The organism is Bacillus cereus group sp. MYBK108-1 (genome assembly GCF_051917185.1).
Classification (GTDB): domain Bacteria; phylum Bacillota; class Bacilli; order Bacillales; family Bacillaceae_G; genus Bacillus_A; species Bacillus_A cereus.
The window spans coordinates 31,693-49,543 of the sequence record NZ_JBQAHZ010000020.1; the positions used below are offsets into that span (position 1 = coordinate 31,693).

The window sequence follows — 17,851 nt, forward strand, 5'->3', positions numbered from 1 at the left end:
TATTATAGAGCGCCTTTATATTTTGTCAACGCTTTCTTGGATTTTTAATGTATAACGGGAGTGTAATATTTTTGGTATAGTTTTGTTTTCAACAAGCTGTGAAAGAGAAGTGGCAGCAAGCTTTCCAGCATACTCATAGTCAAACGCAATTGTCGTTAAACTAGGGTGTACCATTTCTGAAATATCATATCCACCGAATCCTGTTACAGAAATATCACCTGGTACAGAAAGAGAGTGGGAGTGAATGACTTTCATTGCGCCAAGTGCGATGTTATCTGTAGCACATACGATAAGAGTTGGGCGATTATTATCTAAAATATGTTGTACTTGTTTCATGGCATCTTCTATGCGGAAAGTTGTTTCGTAATATGAAACGTTGCAAGTCGGTTCTAAATTTTCAATTGCTTTTTGAAAACCATTTTTTCGATTTATTCCAACAGAAATATCATCTTTTTCTATCCCTAAATAGGCAATATGTCGATGGCCTTGCGATAAAACGTATGCCCCTAACTCATAAGCTGCATCATAATCATCGTGAACGAGGCAATATTGATCTTTATATTCTTGCCCGACGAATAAAATAGGGATGTTTGAATTAGCCATAATTTTTTGATGTTCATTCGTCAATGTTTTTGTTAATAAAATAATGCCAGCTACCTTTTGTTTTATAAAGTTTTCAATTGCTTGTATTTCAGTTCCGGTTGTTTGATTTGCATTTGCTACAAGCATTTGATAGTTATTTTCCTGTAATGTTTTATCGATCCCGATAAGTGTTTTCATTGTAGCGAAGGAGTCTAATCGGGGGATGATGACACCAATTAAATTTGTTGTTTTTGCTTTTAAACTTTGAGCAAATGTATTGGGAGAGAAATTTGTTTCTTGAATAATACCTTCGATTTTAAGTTTTGTTTTATCACTTACATATCCGCCGTTTAAGTAACGAGAGACTGTGCTTTTTGCAACTCCAGCCAATTTGGCGATATCTGCAATTGTTTTAGCCATAGTATTTCACCTTCGTATTCATAAAAATGTTAACTTTATTATAGGGAGAATTAGAGATGACGTAAACAAGAAGAGGAAAAGAAAAAACCACCTCACGTATATGAGGTGGAATAATTGTTAATATCTAGGCTTAAATGTATGACAACAAGTCTCTACACTCGTTGCTACAGAACTTTCTAGCGTCTCGTTTGTTAAAACAGCAGCTGTATATGAATCATTTTCAGTTTGACCAGTTTCATCTGCATCAGGCTGAACGATGATCGCACTTGCTTGACAAAAGTTACCTTGTCCCCAAAAAGAACAGTTGGAAACAGAACATCTTACTTCTGGCATAAAACCCCCTCCTTATACATTAGTGTGGGATTTTACGCCCATTTCATGTGTAGAAGGAGTTTCCTTTTCTAATTACTTTTTCGTTTGTTCAAGCCATTCTTTTAATTTGTCTTTCGGCTGTTCACCGCTAATACGGCTCACTTCTTTGCCATCTTTAAAATGAATGATTGTTGGTGTACCTTGAATTTTATATTCATCCCAAGGAGCATCTAATTTTTCAATATCCATAACTTTCATATCAACGTTCAAGTCTTTAGCCATTGGCACTACGACAGGAGATAATTTTTGGCAATGAACGCAAGATGTTTGATAAAAGTATACTGTTTCTTCTTTTTTCTCTTTTAAGTTCTTTTGAAGATCTGAAAGAGAAATTTTATTTGTGTAGTAGTCAGGACCATCTGTTTGACTACCAGTAGCATTATCAATTTTTTGGCTAGTTGAAGCGTTTTTTTCTTCCATTTGTGTTACAGCGAAAATTGCCGCAAACAAGGCGATAATAATACCACCAAATATAAGCATTTTTTTCATTCTTTCATCTCCTTATTTGTTTTTGATGACAATAAAGCTACAAACAGCGATTGTAATAAAGCCGATAAGTGCTAAAAACGGGATTGTCACAAAACCGAACCAGTTTATGTATTCTCCCGTACATGGTACACGTCCACAAGCTGCCCCAGCAGCTGAAAATGCTGCGACTTTTTGAATTGCATAGTGATATAAAGAAATACAAGCACCAATAGTTGCGATTGGTAAAGAATAACTTGCAATGCGATAATCTTTCTTTGCTACAGCGATACCAAGCCATAAAACGAATGGATACATAAAAATACGTTGATACCAACAAAGAACACAAGGCTCAAATTTCATGATTTCGGAAAAGTACAGACTTCCTAGTGTAGCGATAAAAGAAGCTCCCCATGCGGTAAGTAAAGCATATTCTTGCTTTTTTTCTCGTCCCATATTTTATACCTCTCTTATAATAGTTACATACTAAATTATAGTATGAAGTAGTATGGAAAAGAAAGAAAAAATATGTTTATCAATAAAAGTTTTATAAGGAGAAACTTTTATTGATATAAACATTTTAAAAAAGCGCCATTCTCCGGAAGAGAATAGCGCTATATTTTACATTTGAATTTGTTCTACTTCTTCTACATGCGACTTTTGGGATGCGTGGTCAATATATTGAAATAGGAGCTGCAATTGTTTATCAACTTCTGGAAGTTCTTTACTGTATTGATAAGCGTGTAAAAAATGCTCAATACGTTTAGAAAATAATTGATCGTTCGTTTGAACCATGAGAACGAGTAATTTATCCCAATTACAGCAATACGTGTAATAGAGAGCTTTATCATAGTCGTTATATGTTTGCACTGTGTACCCTCCTTACCGAGAGTTATATATAGTGTGTGATAAGTAAGGGGAAATACACTTGAAAGAATTTGTTAAGAAAAAAAGTGAATGAAAAGAAAAAACGAGGAGTTTCCTCGTTTTTTAAGCTTTTGGCATTGGCGTAGGTGTTGGTTTGCCATAGCCTTCTTTGTATTTATTATCGATATAGTTACGAATTTCAAGCGTTGATTTTCCTTTTTGTTTCATGGAAGCAGATTCAACTGCGATTTCTAGGCAATTGACGCAAGTCGTTGCATGGGAGTCCCAAACAACTTCACCATTCTTTTTAATTTCACGAATAAAGCAGTTTTTATTATTTTTATGTCCTACACTTTCACCGCAACCACAATAGCATGGAATCCAATCTAATAGTTCTGCATTTTGTCCAGCGACAGTGTAGATATCTTTCATTTGTGGATCAAGCTTGTCTAGGAAGGTAGGAAGTGTGTCGACTCCTTTTGTTTTCTCTTGAATGTCAGCTTGCTGAGTGTGCGATGCGTGGTCATGTTCTTCTTTTTTTGATTCAGAAGATTTTTGGTCATTTGTACTAGTACTTCCGCATCCAGCAAGAATTAAGCTTAGTACTGCAAGTAAAGAAAATACATACTTTTTCATTCGCTTGTCCCCTTTATAAATGTATTAATCAAATTGTATCAGACTAAGGGACACCTAGGGAGAAGTTTTTTTTGAACGATTTTTGAAGTACCATCTTAGTGAATGAAACAAAAATAAAATTGGGATATAAGCGTATACAATATATAAACCTGCTTGAGATAGTACGGTATTTAATGTGTTGATACTTTCACGGTTTGTGAAAAGTAGAGAAGCTGAAAATATGATGAAAATAAAAAACGGTAATGTAAATTTAAATGAAATATGAAAGGAACGCTTCATCGTTTGACATGATGACCAAATGGTTAAGCAGAGGTTTGGTAAAATAATTAAAAACCAAACGAAAATAATAATATATTCAAAGCGCTGGATAAAAGGAACTTTAATTATTTTTAACATCGTTAAAGTAGGCCAAATAGTACGGTTTAATTGTCCCTCGCTGTAATACATAAAAGATACGATAGCTAAAACTACATAAATTAAGGTGCTAAAAGCAATTCCAGCATGGGCCCATCGCTTTAAAGATTTTCCTTTTTCAATAAAGGGATAAAAGATAAGAATTGTTTCAAACCCCAGAAATTCCAATGCGGATTGTTTTGCAGATATAAGCATGTCAAAAGGTGAATGTGTAAAAATAGGTAAAATATTACGAAAATGAGCATATTTCATTGGATAGATTAAAAAGAATACAACGAAAATAGGAAGAACAATACCCCAAAAACATATCCCTGTCACAGAACGGAAGCCACCTTTTATAATGTAGTAAGTGACTAATAAAAACATAAGCGTAAGTTTCCATAACTTAATGGTAGGGAAAATCCAAACTTGTATCACTTCCATATACGTACGAAGAACCGTAAGGCAAAATAATAAGCAATAAAGAGTGAAAATTACAGAAAATATAGAGCCAACCCATTTTCCAAAGGTTGTTGTATGAATGCTAATTAAATCTCCGTCTTTTTCAAGCATTTTTAACATACAAAACAGCACAATATGAGTTGCAATTCCCGCAATAATAAGAGAAATCCAGGCATCATAACCAGCGTTTTTTAAAATTACACGTTGATATCCGAGAATTCCTATACCAATCTGGAGAGAATGCAATAAAATAAATGCAAAATATGGAGAGACTGTCTTTGTTTTATTCATTGTATTCATTGCTTATTTCACCTCACTATTCTCCGATTCCAGATTGTACAATATTAAGATCTAAATTTACATCCACCGCTACATTTTTATACATATTTCGAATTTGTGTTATATTCCATTTTCTCGTATGGCTTCTAATTTCATCTCGTATTCCTAAAGGATCAATTTCCTTTTCTTGAAATTGTTTTATTAGATCTTCACAGTCTTTTTCAACATTTCGTTCAATTTGTTTTTTTATATAGTTGATATTTGTTTCTTTTCTTAAATCAATCCAATTAGGAGAGTTTTTAATTAATCCATTTAATTTTAAATGGATTTTTACTTTTGGTATGTCGCCAGTTTGATCTATATTATACTTATTTTCCCCAGCTAAGTTTTGTATAACAACCATACCTTTATGTTTATCCTTTTTTATCGCTGCTTCGTAACGTCCATTTTTCGTAGGATTAATAAGTAATTTTGCTAAAACAGAATGTCTTTTATCCGTATACATAACGACTTTATCGCCTTTTAAAAAGGCAAGCCCTTTGACAGCGACAGAATGATTATCGTCCATTTTAATATAAGGAACATAGGCATCACATACGGAAGAGTAATAATTATATAAAAAAATGTTTAATTCGGTTTGTGGAATGTTTTCATTTCTTATATTTTGTTCGAGTAAATCAGCAATATATAAAGACCCATTTTTTTTTCCGTAATTTAAAAGCTCTTCAGCTGATCCATCTACAATTGCTAGTTGTACATCACGCCCGATATTTGGGTCACGTTGTAAGTTAGTAATAATCTCTCCCATTCCGCGTTCTCCTAGAGCTTTTCCAAATAGGACGACACGCATTTGACCTACAACGACATTGTGAGGAGATTTTGCATTTAATCGTGAAGCGATTGTCTCAAGTGAACGGGCAGATGTTGATTGCGTTTCTGGTTTAGACTTTACACCATGTGTGTACTCTGGGAATAGAATAGTTCCTTGGAATCTTTTGTTTTTTGTGATGTCAAATCCAGCGATATGAATGATACGCTGCGTATCCACTATATAGGTTTGTGTACAGCCAGTTTGTAAAATGAAGAAGATAATTATAATAAGGTGCAATAAAAATTTTTTCATTCATTCTCACCATCACGTTTTTGCTTCGCTTTGTTTGGATTATAGCGCCATTTTGATTTTGGTCTAAGAAAAGAAGGTCTTTGAGCTGTTTGACTAAATGGTAATCGAAGAAAACCTTCTGCTGTACCTAAACCACGAAATGGATATAAAGGTAACAAATAAGGTGATCCAAGTGATTTTAATTTAATTAAATGAGCTAAAATAAATACAAATCCGACAATAAGGCCTAATCCTCCGAATGCACCGGCTAAAAGAATAAGGGGAAAGCGTAACAACCGGATAGTAGAAGACATCTTTACTGTTGGTGTTGTGAAAGATGCAAGAGCGGATAAAGCAACTGCAATTAATAAAATTGTACTTGTCAAAGCTGCCTCCACGGATGCTTGGCCAATTACAATCCCCCCAACAATCCCGATCGTTTGTCCGACTTTTGTCGGTAAACGCGCTCCCGCTTCACGAAGCAATTCGATTGTAATTTCTAAAAAGAGTGCTTCTAGAATAGGAGGAAAAGGTACGTTAGCTCTCGAGAAAATAATAGGACCTAGTAAATCGGCAGGAATCATTTGATAATGATATGTTAAAGCCGCTGTATAAATAGCGGAGGAAAAAAGAGAAAATATAGCTCCGAAAAAACGAATAATACGAAAGAACGATCCAATCATCCACGGTAAATAATAATCTTCTGGTGAAATGAAAAAATCCAGTAACGTGGTTGGTCCTGATAAAGCATATGGAGAGCCATCTGTTAAAATTAAAACTTCCCCGTTAATTAATGCAAATACAGCTCGATCTAATCGTTCTGTAGGTAATAGAACAGGAAAAGGTGAATTGCTATTATCACTAATAAATTGCTCAATCATAGTTGAATCAAATGGGACATCAAAGTCAATGTCTTCTAGCCGTTGAATTGCGGTGTTGATGAATTGTTCATTTGTAACTCCTTCTATATAAGCAACTGCTACTTTCGTTTTTGACATAGATCCGACGGTAACTTCTTTAAAAATGAGTTGCTCCGTTACGATATTTCGGCGTAATAAGTGTATATTTGTATCAAGGTTTTCAACGAAACCGATTTTAGGCCCGATTACGCTATACTCATTTTCTGTATCGTTATATAATCGTGTTCCTAAAACAGTACTTTCGGCACGAATTAAAGCATATTGATCAGGATTCGAATTGTTTTTTAAGCGTATTAAAATATATCCACCTAATAATTTCTCACGAATATCATCAATAGAAGGGGAGGTAATAATGTCTTCAATAGAGACGATATTACATAAATCAGAGATGTTTTGGATTTGTTCCGATTCCTTTTTTAGAGGAGTTAAAATGAATTGTTTAATAATAAGTGCTTCCACGACAGATTTATAATAAAACAAGCACAATGTTTCATTTTCAAGTACGTTATGAGAAACAAAGTCGCTTGATTCTTTCATGGTTTGTATAAATTCTGGAATAGAACAAAGTGTTTTTGTATTAGTCTTTTTTGATTTTTTAGATGATAAACCGAACATTTTCTCACCCCTAACTTACATCATTTACTTGTGTTAGTTTTTGGGAAAGACGGGAATTTATACTTAAAAATTGAAAGTTCATAAAGAAAAGGAAGAGTGGTGAATGCCTCTTCCTTTTTAGCATTTTAATTTGTTTTTTGTTCTTTAATAGACTTCACTAATTTCATCATTTCCGCTCGTATATCTTCTCTTTTTACATTTAATGTTTCGGCAATTTGTTTAATGTCCATTCCATCTTTTTTCATCTTTAATACATCATCAAGAGGAGTATTGCTTTTTTGAGAGATGATTGTTAACACAGTAAGATGACGCAATTTGATGTTATATTCTTTCATTTTTTGCTTTAGCTGATCCGGTGTGGATTTTTGCATAGTTGCTAACTGTTGTAGCAGTGCTTGCTTTGTTTCTTTATTCATATGATGCTTTTTCAGCTTACTTGGATCTATACCGAAATGCTCGGCTGTTTTCTCCCAAGATTTATTTTGCTTATAGTAAGCTAAAACATCTTTTATTTCTTTATTACTAATTCTTGCAATATGAGCAGCTTTCCAAATTTCATGTTTGTTATAGCCGAGTTTTTCTAGCGATTGTATTTCTTCATCTGAAATTGGTTTATGGTGATGCATTGTTACTTCTTTTGGGGTGGCAGCGGAAGCGGGGAAGATAATTGCTCCGCATAATAATGCTGCCATAGTCATACTTACCGCGATTTTTTTGTACATGTAAACTCCTCCTAGATGGATAATGTAGAAAACTGTACACATATCATTTCCATAAAATGTGAAATACTTGTGAACAAGTTAAGTTTTTTTATTCACAGCATGGAATGACGTTTTTAGAAGTTTTCCAACATAAAACATTGATTAATAGTAAAAAACTAAGGTATAATCGAAATTGAAAATCAATATCAATACTAATGATAAACTTATACATATAGATAAAAATAAGGGAGAGATAAATATGACTACATATACTTCCATCGCTAATGTGATTAAAGAAAGACGCTCTGTTCGTACATTTACAGACAAAGCAGTAGAAAAAGATTTATTAATTGAACTATTAAACGATGCAACATGGGCACCAAATCATAAGCACCGTGAACCATGGAATTGTAAACTATACATCGGAGAAGGCCGCAAGAAATTAGTAGATGCGGTATTAAACTCTTTCACGGAAGAAGAAAGAGCGAAACGCGGTAAAATTTTATCAGATCGTTTCTTAAGCACGCCTGCACAAATCGTTGTATATATAAATGAAGATCCACGTCAAATTCAACGTGATGAAGATTACGCTGCAACATGTGCATTTATGCAAAACTTCCAACTTCTTGCTTGGGAACGTGGATTAGGTTGCGTTTGGAAATCAGGCGGATTAAACTACAATCCATTATTTATAGAAGGAATCGGTTTAACAAGAGGCCAACGTATCGTTGGAATTCTTCATATCGGCTATTTCGATAAAGCACCAGAAGGAAAAGCTCGTACTCCGATTACGGAGAAGATGGAGATTATTGAAGGTTAATAGATAAGACATTCTCGTTTTTGCGGGGGTGTCTTTTTATTATGCAATCAATCCTCATGAAAGCTTGTTTTTCATCATACACTTTCTTAAGGGAAAGTGTAAGGAGGGAAAATAATGAGAGCAAGTGACGATAAAGCACTGCAATATGCGATTGCGGAAATTACGGAAATTGCGACTGGATTTGGGCTTGATTTTTATCCGATGCGTTATGAAATATGTCCAGCGGAAATTATTTATACATTTGGTGCATATGGGATGCCGACAAGGTTTTCACATTGGAGTTTTGGAAAACAATTTTTCAGAATGAAATTACAATACGATTTAGGACTTAGTAAAATATACGAACTCGTTATTAACTCTGATCCATGTTACGCCTTTTTATTAGATACGAACTCTTTAATTCAAAACAAATTAATTGTAGCGCACGTTTTAGCACACTGTGATTTCTTCAAAAATAATATTCGTTTTTCAAATACGAAGCGAGACATGGTGGAGAGTATGGCGGCAACAGCGGACCGTGTGAAAGCGTATGAGCATAAGTACGGAAAGGCAGAGGTAGAAACATTTTTAGATGCCGTACTTGCCATTCAAGAGCATATTGATCCGTCGCTTATGCGTCCGAAGCTCGCATGGAGTATTGATGATTTAGAAGATGAAGAAGTAGAAAAGAAAAAGGTGTCGCAATACGATGATTTATGGAATTTAGATAATCGCAATAAAAAGCAGGAACGTTCTAATGTGCGTAAAAAGAAGAAAATTCCACCACAACCAGAGAAAGATTTACTGCTCTTTATTGAAGAATATAGCCGTGAGTTAGAAGATTGGCAGCGTGATATATTAACGATGATGCGCGAAGAAATGTTATATTTTTGGCCACAGCTTGAAACGAAAATCATGAACGAAGGATGGGCATCCTACTGGCATCAACGCATACTTCGTGAAATGGACTTAACATCTGATGAGGCTATTGAATTTGCGAAATTAAATGCAGGTGTTGTACAGCCGTCAAAAACAAGTATTAATCCATACTACCTAGGTATTAAAATCTTTGAAGATATTGAAGAACGGTACAACAATCCAACAGAAGAAATGAAACGACGAGGCGTAAAACCAGGATCTGGCCGTGATAAAATGTTTGAAGTACGCGAAATTGAATGGGACGTATCGTTCCTAAGAAACTACTTAAATAAAGATCTTGTTATGCGAGAAGATATGTACTTATTCCAGCGCCAAGGAAAAGAATATAAAGTCATAGATAAAGAATGGGAAAATGTGCGTGATCAACTCGTAAATATGCGGACAAATGGTGGGTTCCCGTACTTAGTAGTAGAAGATGGAGACTACTTAAAGAACGGAGAATTATACATTAAACATAGTTACGAAGGAATCGAGCTCGATTTAAAATACTTAGAAAAGGTATTACCATATCTTCATCAGCTATGGGGAAGAACGGTGCATATGGAGTCCATTGTGGAGAGTAAGGGCGTTGTGTTTTCTTATGATGGGAAGATGGTGCATCGGAAGTATGTGTGAGGGGAAGAACGGACATAGGATACTGTGTCCGTTCTTTTTTATTTAAAATAGGAAAAATATGCTATTCTTGAAAAAAGGGAGTTACATAGAGAAATGGAGAGGTTCAAATGAGCAAAGTAGGGGTATGTAAGGTGGATATTACGCCGCCTATAGGTATTGATTTTGTCGGATACCATAGAGAGACAGGAATAAATAATATTGAAGAACGTATTTATGGAACGGTTTTTGTATTTGAAAAAGATGAAATGAAAACTGTGTTTATAAGTATTGATAATATTGGAATGTTAGTAGAAGATACGAATATGATTCGTGAGCGAGTAGCAAGTAGGCTTCATGTGCCATTTGAGCGAATAACTGTTGTTTATACACATACACACTCTGGGCCGGAAACAGTCGGTGATCATCCTTTAGTAAAGTCGTATAAAACGATTTTAGTAAATAATGTAGTGCATGGTGCTGTTACTGCGAATAACAACTTGAAGCTATGTGAAGTTGGCTGGGGTGTTACGACAGGTGATATTGGGGTAAATCGAAGAGAGAGAACATCTGATGGAAAAGCGAAGATGGGCATAAATATAGAAGGTGTTGTAGATAACCGAATTGGCATGTTAGCAATAAGAGATGCTGAAACGAAGAAGTTATCTGGGATTTTAGTATTTTGTACTGCGCATCCGAATGTTTTAAAAGAAAATAGTGATGAATTATCAGCGGATTATCCTGGAATGACGAGAGAGATTTTAGAGCAGATAGTGAACTGCCCTGTTATTATCGTTCAAGGTGCCGCTGGAAATGTGAATGCGAAGTACCGCGGTTCAAGTGAAGCGTTAAAACAAATGGCTTATTTACTTAGTGGACATGTATTAACGATGTTACCAACAGTTACATATAGCCCAATTGTAAATTTAAGAACAGTTTCAAGTATGCTGCAAATGAAGTTGAAGGATATTCCTGAAATTGATGAGATACGAAGCATGGCTCAATTAGCCGAGAAGCAGTGGGGCGTGAATACGGATGAATGGCTTACTATCGTTTTAGAGAAATTTGAGCAAGGTATTCGGCGGTTAAGTATTGATTTAGAAGTGCAACTGTTTCAAGTTAATGATGGGATTTTCTCTGGTATACCGATGGAACCTTTTTCAGAAACTGCCCTAGAAATGAAAGAGATCCTTCAAAATGAATTAGCTTTCTTTGGTGGATATACGAACGGATATATTGGTTATTTACCAACGAAGGAAGAATTCGCATATGGTGGATATGAAGTGGAATTAAGTCCTGTAGTGTATGGACCGATTACGAATTTATTGATGCCACCGGAGGAAACTACTGCGGAGCTGATTGTGAAGAAGGTTACGAGTTTATGTAATAAAGTGAACCTTTAATGAGACAGATTTTTGAACGCGGAGTAAAGAATATGACTAATTGTGTGATTTTGTTAAGTCAATGTAATTAATAATGATTATCATTATTAATTACATTGACTTCTAAAAAAAGAAAAACTAGAATTTATAAAGGGATCTTCAATTGTTCGCTATCATTTGTATAGGAGGTAAGTTATGTTGGATAGCCTTATTTCTATAAGATGTAGGTTGGCTCTTTATAGTTTTGGTGTTCTTTTTATCTTTTTTTGTATAGTATTTTTGGTGAATCAAAAGGTGTATGCAGAAGATGTACCGTGGACATCAGTTTCAAATGAGGGAGAGCGTGTACTTTTTCAAGAACAATCTTTGTATAGTAATGATCGAAGGGGAGAAGATCTTGTTTCGCCTTCATTTGAAGGGCGAAAACATGGTAGGGAAGATTTGGGATACTTATTAAGAGACAGTAATTTTAATTATCCATTCTCGTACGGGTGTAACAATAATAGCTACCCATACAGTTGGAAGTAATTATTGGAATTCTGGAAACTGGGTGACAGAAGATGTTTTTAATAATCTTAAAAAATGGTCTGAATAAATATAATAAGCTTTTATGGATTTTATGTTGTGTACTGGTCATAATCATAATGTCTAGTTCTATAGCAAATAATGAAAAGAAGTTTAGTAAGGTTGTTAATTTTGTAACTTTTCACGTGGAAAATAAAGAAAAACAGCCAATAAAAGATTTTGAAATTATACTTATGAAAGACGAATCACCTCAGCCCAGTAAAGAAATTGGGATTTCAATAGGGAAAACAGACGAAGAAGGAAAAGTTATTTGGAGGAATGTGAGAACGGGAAAATATATCTTATTTTTGCCAAATAACGAGACACAGATGGTTATGATTAATGATAGAGGTGCAACGAAAAAAATAAATATATCATTGTAGAAAAAGAGTCCATTGGGATTCGTTTTCTTAGGTTGTGGCATTAAAGAATTTTACGTGGAATGGATTTAACCTTATGTGAAGAAGCTATTGATTTTGAAAATTTAAATACAGGTGTATTTCAGTTATTAAAACACGTATTTATACATTGGTTTAATCGTACAGAAAGTTATAGAACTATACGTAAAAGAACTTGGAGATATCTAAGTTCTTTTTTATCTCGCTATTTGCCAGGCAGTAAGACCCCCACCTCAAAATTCAGCGAAAGCAAAGAAGTTAGGTGGGGGATGATTAAAGTTTCACTTTATTTGTTTCAAATTTGTGAAAGAAAGACATATTGATTGAAATTAAATTTTTTATAATTTATTATATACCCGTACAGGTATAGGTTTTATATGTGTGATATATGAAGGAATTAAATAATAAATAATATGGAGGTTTGACATATGTCTAGAAAAATTGTTGTAGTAGGCGGAGTTGCTGGCGGGGCATCAGTAGCTGCAAGGCTTCGTCGTTTAAGTGAGGAAGATGAAATTATTATGTTTGAACGCGGTGAATACATTTCGTTCGCAAACTGTGGATTGCCATATTATATTGGCGGTGTCATTACAGAAAGACAAAAGTTATTAGTACAAACTGTTGAAAGGATGTCAAAACGTTTTAATTTAGATATACGTGTATTGAGTGAAGTTGTAAAGATTAATAAAGAAGAGAAAACAATTACGATAAAGAATGTAACTACAGATGAAACATATAACGAGGAATATGATGTTTTGATTCTTTCACCAGGGGCGAAACCAATTGTTCCACCTATTCCGGGCATTGAAGAAGCGAAGGCGTTGTTTACGTTACGAAATGTACCTGATACAGATCGTATAAAAGCGTATATTGATGAGAAGAAACCACGTCATGCGACGGTTATTGGTGGAGGATTTATTGGAGTGGAAATGGTTGAGAATTTAAGAGAACGCGGGATTGAGGTTACTCTTGTAGAGATGGCAAATCAAGTGATGCCACCAATTGATTACGAAATGGCGGCATATGTACATGAGCATATGAAGGTGCACAATGTTGAGCTTGTTTTTGAAGATAGTGTAGATGCGTTAGAAGAGAATGGGACTGTTGTACGTTTAAAAAGTGGCTCAGTTATAAAAACAGATATGATTATTTTAGCAATTGGTGTACAACCAGAGAGTAGTTTAGCGAAAGATGCAGGATTAGCATTAGGAGTTAGAGGAACGATAAAGGTAAATGAGAAATTTCAAACATCTGACCCATATGTATATGCAATTGGTGATGCGATTGAAGTGAAAGATTTTGTTACAGAAACAGAAACGATGATTCCTTTAGCGTGGCCCGCGAATCGTCAAGGTCGCATGTTAGCAGATATTATTCATGGTCATACGGATTCTTTATATAAAGGTACGATGGGAACTTCTGTGGCTAAAGTTTTTGATTTAACAGTTGCTTCGACTGGAGTAAATGAGAAAATATTAAAACGATTAAATATACCCTATGAGGTAGTACATGTACAGGCAAATTCTCATGCGGGATACTATCCGAATGCTACGCCAGTGCTAATAAAATTAATCTTTAATAAAGAAAGCGGAAAAATTTACGGAGCACAGGCTTTAGGGCGTGACGGGGTAGATAAGCGTATAGATGTTATCGCGACGGCAATGAAGGCAAACTTAACTGTAATCGATTTACCGGATTTAGAATTATCATATGCCCCGCCGTATTCTTCTGCAAAAGATCCAGTAAACATGGTGGGGTATGCTGCAAGTAATATAGTAGATGGTTTTGTGGAAACGGTACAATGGCATGAAATAGATCGTATTGTTGACAATGGTGGATATCTTATAGATGTTCGGGAGCCCAATGAACTAAAACAAGGAATGATTAAAGGCTCTATTAATATTCCGTTAGATGAATTACGTGATCGATTGGATGAAGTGCCAATGGACAAAGAAATATATATCACTTGTCAACTTGGTATGAGAGGGTATGTTGCAGCGCGTATGTTAATGGAAAAGGGATATAAGGTAAAGAATGTAGATGGTGGTTTTAAATTGTATGGGACAGTATTGCCAGAACGTGTTGTATATTGATATTTTTCATTTTCTATTTCAAGATTTAGTGGAAGATGAAAATCTATAGATTAAGGTTTTACTTTTTGTTTTGCGAACATATAAGGCGAAAAATAAAAATAGGGGTTTACAAAATACCCTATAGGGTATAATATATTGTCATAGGTTATAAATAGTGACATAATGGTAATGAGGTGATTATAGGATGGAATATAATCAAGATATGAAAAATAGATTGAAACGTATTGAAGGTCAAGTTCGTGGTGTGCTTCGTATGATGGAAGAAGGAAAAGATTGCCGAGAGGTTATTACACAGTTAACGGCATCTCGTTCTGCACTTGATCGTACAATTGGACTCGTTGTTGGAACGAATTTAGAGCAATGTTTGCGTGAACAGTTTGAAAGTGGAAATGGTTCAAATGAAGAGTTAATTAAAGAAGCCGTTCAATTACTTGTAAAAAGCCGATAATCTGTCAAACGTAAGTGTTGACAGATTTTCAAAAACGCTTTAATATACCCCTACAGGTATATGTATATAAATTGTGGAGGAATCAATTATGAGTATAAAAGTGGATATGAGTTTAGATTGTAAAGGTTTGGCTTGTCCGATGCCTATTGTGAAAACGAAGAAGGCGATAGAAGGATTAGCACCAGGGCAAGTGATTGAAGTTAAGGCAACAGATAAAGGATCTACGGTAGATATAAAAAGTTGGGCGAGTAAAGTAGGACATCAATATATCGGGACGAAACACGAGGGTGATGTATTGGTGCATTATGTTAGGAAAGTAAACGAGCATGAAGTGAATGAAGTTGTGAAATATCCACATACAATTACGAATGCAGAATTACAGTCTATATTGTCTCATGGAGAAGAGAGCATTGTATTAGATGTTCGCGAAGCAGCGGAATTTGCTTTTGGCCATATTCCATCCGCCATTTCGATACCATTAGGTGAATTAGACAGCGCAGTATTAGATAAGATGAAGCAAATTTATGTTATTTGTCGAACTGGTAACCGTAGTGATGTAGCTTGCCACATGTTGAAAGAGAAAGGTTATGCAAATGTGAAAAATGTCATCCCAGGCATGTTAGAGTGGAAAGGGAATGTGGAAAAATAAAATTTTTTAAATAAAAATATACCTACGGGGGTAATGAGATGGATGTTAAAGCATTACAAGAAAAAGATGTTGCAGAGAAAGTTTTATTCGGAGAGTTATTCATTTTAGATGTTCGTAATGAGGCGGATTATGAAGATTGGAAAATTGAAGGGAAACAAGTTTCTTCTATTAATAAACCTTATTTTGACTTGTTAGATGGTGTAGATCATATTGTCAGTGAACTACCTAAAGATAAAGATGTTTTAGTAGTATGTGCAAAAGAAGGGTCTTCTATATTTGTGGCAGAGCAATTAACAGAGGCTGGATTAGAAAATATTTATTATTTATCTGGTGGTATGAAGGCTTGGAGTGAATATGTAAAGCCTATAAAAGTGGGAGATTTAAAAGATGGCGGAAGTATGTATCAGTTTAACCGTCTTGGAAAAGGTTGTTTATCATATATGGTTATTTCAAACGGTGAAGCAGCAGTTATTGATGCAGTAAGAACAGCCGAGGCATATGAAGAATTTGCGAAAGAGCATGCTGTTACGATTACGAATGTAATGGATACACATTTACATGCAGACCATATTTCCGGAGGACGTAAGTTAGCGGAAAAGGTAGGTGGTACGTATTGGTTACCACCAAAAGATGCAGAGGAAGTTGTTTTCTCATACGAACCGCTTGTTGAAGGATCTGTTATTACGGTGGGGGGTACTAAAATTGTAATTGACGCATTATACTCACCAGGGCATACGATTGGAAGTACGTCATTCATTGTAGATGATTCTTATTTATTATCAGGCGATATTTTATTTGTAGATTCAATTGGGCGTCCTGATCTTGCTGGTAAGGCTGAAGATTGGGTGAGTGATTTACGTAATACTTTGTATAGCCGATATAAAGAGCTATCTCAAAACTTAGTTGTGTTACCGGCTCATTATTCAAAAATAAGTGAAATGAACGAAAGTAGTATTGTTAGCGCAAAATTAAAAGATTTATTTGAGCATAATGCAGGATTAAATATTGAGGATGAGGGAGAGTTCCGTAAAGTTGTAACAGAAAACTTACCACCTCAGCCAAATGCATATGAAGAAATTCGTCAAACCAATATGGGTAAAATTCACCCAAGTGTGGATAAAGAGCGTGAAATGGAGATTGGTCCAAATCGTTGTGCAGTGCACGAATAATGAAATAAATAAAAAATGGAGGAATTGATGATGAATATAAAACAAGTGTTAGATGCGAAAGGTTTAGCATGTCCAATGCCGATTGTAAGAACAAAGAGAGCAATGGATGCTCTACAAACTGGAGAAGTGTTAGAAATACATGTAACGGATAAAGGGTCAGTTAAGGATATTCCAGCGTGGGCAAATAAATGTGGCCATGACATCGTAAAGCTTGAAGAAGAAGGCGATGTGCTGAAGTTTTGGATTAGGAAGGCGTAGTGAAGCAATAGTTTTGTAAATATAGAGAGGTTGGTTATATGAACACAATATTAAGTACGCTTTTCATTGTACTTGCTGCATGGTTTGTTATTTCACGATTTTTACCAGTAAAAGGTGTTCAAAATATAAATGGCAAAGAATTGAAAAGTATAGTGGGGAAAAAGGGGAAGTATTTTATTGATGTCCGTACAGTAGGTGAATATAGAGGGAATCATATGAAAGGCTTTCAAAATATCCCCCTAAATGATCTAGCAAGTAAGGCGAATCAATTAGATAAGAATAAGGAAGTAATCGTTATTTGCCAAAGTGGAATGAGAAGTAAGCAAGCAGCAAAGGTATTGAAAAAACTAGGGTTTCAGCAAGTAATAAACGTTTCAGGCGGGATGAATAGTTTGTGAGGAGGAAATTTAAAATGAAAGAAATGACTACAAAAGAATTAGAAGAAAAATTGTTGCGTAAAGAAGTGGTAAATATTGTGGATGTACGTGAAGTAGAAGAAGTAGCTGAAGGGAAAATTCCAGAAGCATGTAATATTCCACTAGGACTATTAGAGTTTCGTATGCATGAATTAAATAAAAATCAGGAATATATTATCGTTTGTCGTTCAGGCGGGAGAAGTGCAAGAGCTGTTCAATTTTTAGAAAGTTACGGTTTTCAAGTGATCAATATGGTAGGTGGTATGTTAGCTTGGGAAGGTAAAGTAGAGTAGAGCGAACATAAACGATTTTTTATAACAATCAAAATACC

Annotated in this window: 21 protein-coding genes and 1 pseudogene; 12 read left to right on the forward strand and 10 right to left on the reverse strand. The window is 34.9% G+C overall.

All coding sequences use genetic code 11. From position 1 onward, the window contains the following. Positions 1-15: 15 nt before the first annotated feature. From ACTFSL_RS22515 to ACTFSL_RS22560, 10 genes are all read right to left on the reverse strand, one after another. Positions 16-1,002, reverse strand: coding sequence for a LacI family DNA-binding transcriptional regulator (locus ACTFSL_RS22515; RefSeq protein WP_001140402.1), 987 nt, complete (start codon positions 1,000-1,002; stop codon positions 16-18). A gap of 117 nt (positions 1,003-1,119) precedes the next feature. Continuing rightward, positions 1,120-1,335 (reverse strand): DUF1540 domain-containing protein, encoded by a 216-nt coding sequence (locus ACTFSL_RS22520; protein WP_001115482.1) that lies wholly within the window; start codon positions 1,333-1,335, stop codon positions 1,120-1,122. Positions 1,336-1,407: 72 nt separating this feature from the next. Further along, on the reverse strand, positions 1,408-1,863 hold the full coding sequence (locus ACTFSL_RS22525; protein WP_000738435.1) for a thioredoxin family protein: 456 nt from the start codon (positions 1,861-1,863) through the stop codon (positions 1,408-1,410). Positions 1,864-1,875: 12 nt separating this feature from the next. Continuing rightward, positions 1,876-2,295 carry a disulfide formation protein C gene (locus ACTFSL_RS22530; RefSeq protein ID WP_000532265.1) on the reverse strand — a complete coding sequence of 140 codons (420 nt, stop codon included), beginning with the start codon at positions 2,293-2,295 and terminating at the stop codon, positions 1,876-1,878. 165 nt (positions 2,296-2,460) lie between these two features. After that, a complete protein-coding gene (locus tag ACTFSL_RS22535) occupies positions 2,461-2,709 on the reverse strand; it encodes a YhdB family protein (protein WP_001195459.1) in 249 nt (82 codons plus the stop codon). A gap of 120 nt (positions 2,710-2,829) precedes the next feature. Then, positions 2,830-3,342 (reverse strand): PCYCGC domain-containing protein, encoded by a 513-nt coding sequence (locus ACTFSL_RS22540; protein ID WP_000761036.1) that lies wholly within the window; start codon positions 3,340-3,342, stop codon positions 2,830-2,832. 54 nt (positions 3,343-3,396) lie between these two features. Then, positions 3,397-4,497 carry a GerAB/ArcD/ProY family transporter gene (locus ACTFSL_RS22545; protein ID WP_001095038.1) on the reverse strand — a complete coding sequence of 367 codons (1,101 nt, stop codon included), beginning with the start codon at positions 4,495-4,497 and terminating at the stop codon, positions 3,397-3,399. Positions 4,498-4,513: 16 nt separating this feature from the next. Next, positions 4,514-5,599 (reverse strand): Ger(x)C family spore germination protein, encoded by a 1,086-nt coding sequence (locus ACTFSL_RS22550; protein ID WP_000714134.1) that lies wholly within the window; start codon positions 5,597-5,599, stop codon positions 4,514-4,516. Continuing rightward, entirely contained in the window at positions 5,596-7,113 is a 1,518-nt protein-coding gene (locus ACTFSL_RS22555) for a spore germination protein (RefSeq protein ID WP_061456809.1), read from the reverse strand. Before ACTFSL_RS22555 ends, ACTFSL_RS22550 begins: the two co-directional genes overlap by 4 nt. A 125-nt stretch (positions 7,114-7,238) precedes the next feature. After that, a complete protein-coding gene (locus ACTFSL_RS22560) occupies positions 7,239-7,835 on the reverse strand; it encodes a hypothetical protein (RefSeq protein WP_440042422.1) in 597 nt (198 codons plus the stop codon). A 238-nt stretch (positions 7,836-8,073) separates the two neighbouring features. On the opposite strand from ACTFSL_RS22560, the gene ACTFSL_RS22565 reads away from it, so the two are divergent. From ACTFSL_RS22565 to ACTFSL_RS22620, 12 genes and pseudogenes are all read left to right on the forward strand, one after another. Next, a complete protein-coding gene (locus ACTFSL_RS22565; RefSeq protein ID WP_000214819.1) occupies positions 8,074-8,634 on the forward strand; it encodes a nitroreductase family protein in 561 nt (186 codons plus the stop codon). Positions 8,635-8,748: 114 nt separating this feature from the next. Continuing rightward, a complete protein-coding gene (gene spoVR / locus ACTFSL_RS22570) occupies positions 8,749-10,167 on the forward strand; it encodes a stage V sporulation protein SpoVR (protein WP_001202693.1) in 1,419 nt (472 codons plus the stop codon). Between the two features lie 107 nt (positions 10,168-10,274). Then, positions 10,275-11,546: a neutral/alkaline non-lysosomal ceramidase N-terminal domain-containing protein gene (locus ACTFSL_RS22575; protein WP_440042424.1), complete on the forward strand. Its 1,272-nt coding sequence runs from the start codon at positions 10,275-10,277 to the stop codon at positions 11,544-11,546. 174 nt (positions 11,547-11,720) lie between these two features. Next, a pseudogene (locus ACTFSL_RS22580) lies at positions 11,721-12,005 on the forward strand (glutamyl endopeptidase); the annotation flags it as partial. 80 nt (positions 12,006-12,085) lie between these two features. Next, entirely contained in the window at positions 12,086-12,472 is a 387-nt protein-coding gene (locus ACTFSL_RS22585) for a DUF2606 family protein (protein WP_016125499.1), read from the forward strand. 443 nt (positions 12,473-12,915) lie between these two features. Further along, positions 12,916-14,580 carry a CoA-disulfide reductase gene (gene cdr / locus ACTFSL_RS22590; RefSeq protein ID WP_017673121.1) on the forward strand — a complete coding sequence of 555 codons (1,665 nt, stop codon included), beginning with the start codon at positions 12,916-12,918 and terminating at the stop codon, positions 14,578-14,580. Positions 14,581-14,764: 184 nt separating this feature from the next. Next, the gene (locus ACTFSL_RS22595) at positions 14,765-15,028 is read left to right on the forward strand and encodes a metal-sensitive transcriptional regulator (protein ID WP_000456206.1); all 264 of its coding nucleotides are present in this window, start codon (positions 14,765-14,767) and stop codon (positions 15,026-15,028) included. Positions 15,029-15,116: 88 nt separating this feature from the next. Beyond that, complete coding sequence (locus tag ACTFSL_RS22600; RefSeq protein WP_135277404.1) at positions 15,117-15,677, forward strand: sulfurtransferase TusA family protein; 561 nt, start codon at positions 15,117-15,119, stop codon at positions 15,675-15,677. 38 nt (positions 15,678-15,715) lie between these two features. Then, a complete protein-coding gene (locus ACTFSL_RS22605) occupies positions 15,716-16,846 on the forward strand; it encodes an MBL fold metallo-hydrolase (RefSeq protein ID WP_440042427.1) in 1,131 nt (376 codons plus the stop codon). A gap of 27 nt (positions 16,847-16,873) precedes the next feature. Then, complete coding sequence (locus ACTFSL_RS22610; RefSeq protein ID WP_002093886.1) at positions 16,874-17,104, forward strand: sulfurtransferase TusA family protein; 231 nt, start codon at positions 16,874-16,876, stop codon at positions 17,102-17,104. 38 nt (positions 17,105-17,142) lie between these two features. Then, entirely contained in the window at positions 17,143-17,502 is a 360-nt protein-coding gene (locus tag ACTFSL_RS22615) for a rhodanese-like domain-containing protein (protein WP_001092319.1), read from the forward strand. A 14-nt stretch (positions 17,503-17,516) separates the two neighbouring features. Continuing rightward, positions 17,517-17,813: a rhodanese-like domain-containing protein gene (locus ACTFSL_RS22620; RefSeq protein ID WP_135277408.1), complete on the forward strand. Its 297-nt coding sequence runs from the start codon at positions 17,517-17,519 to the stop codon at positions 17,811-17,813. Positions 17,814-17,851: the final 38 nt, after the last annotated feature.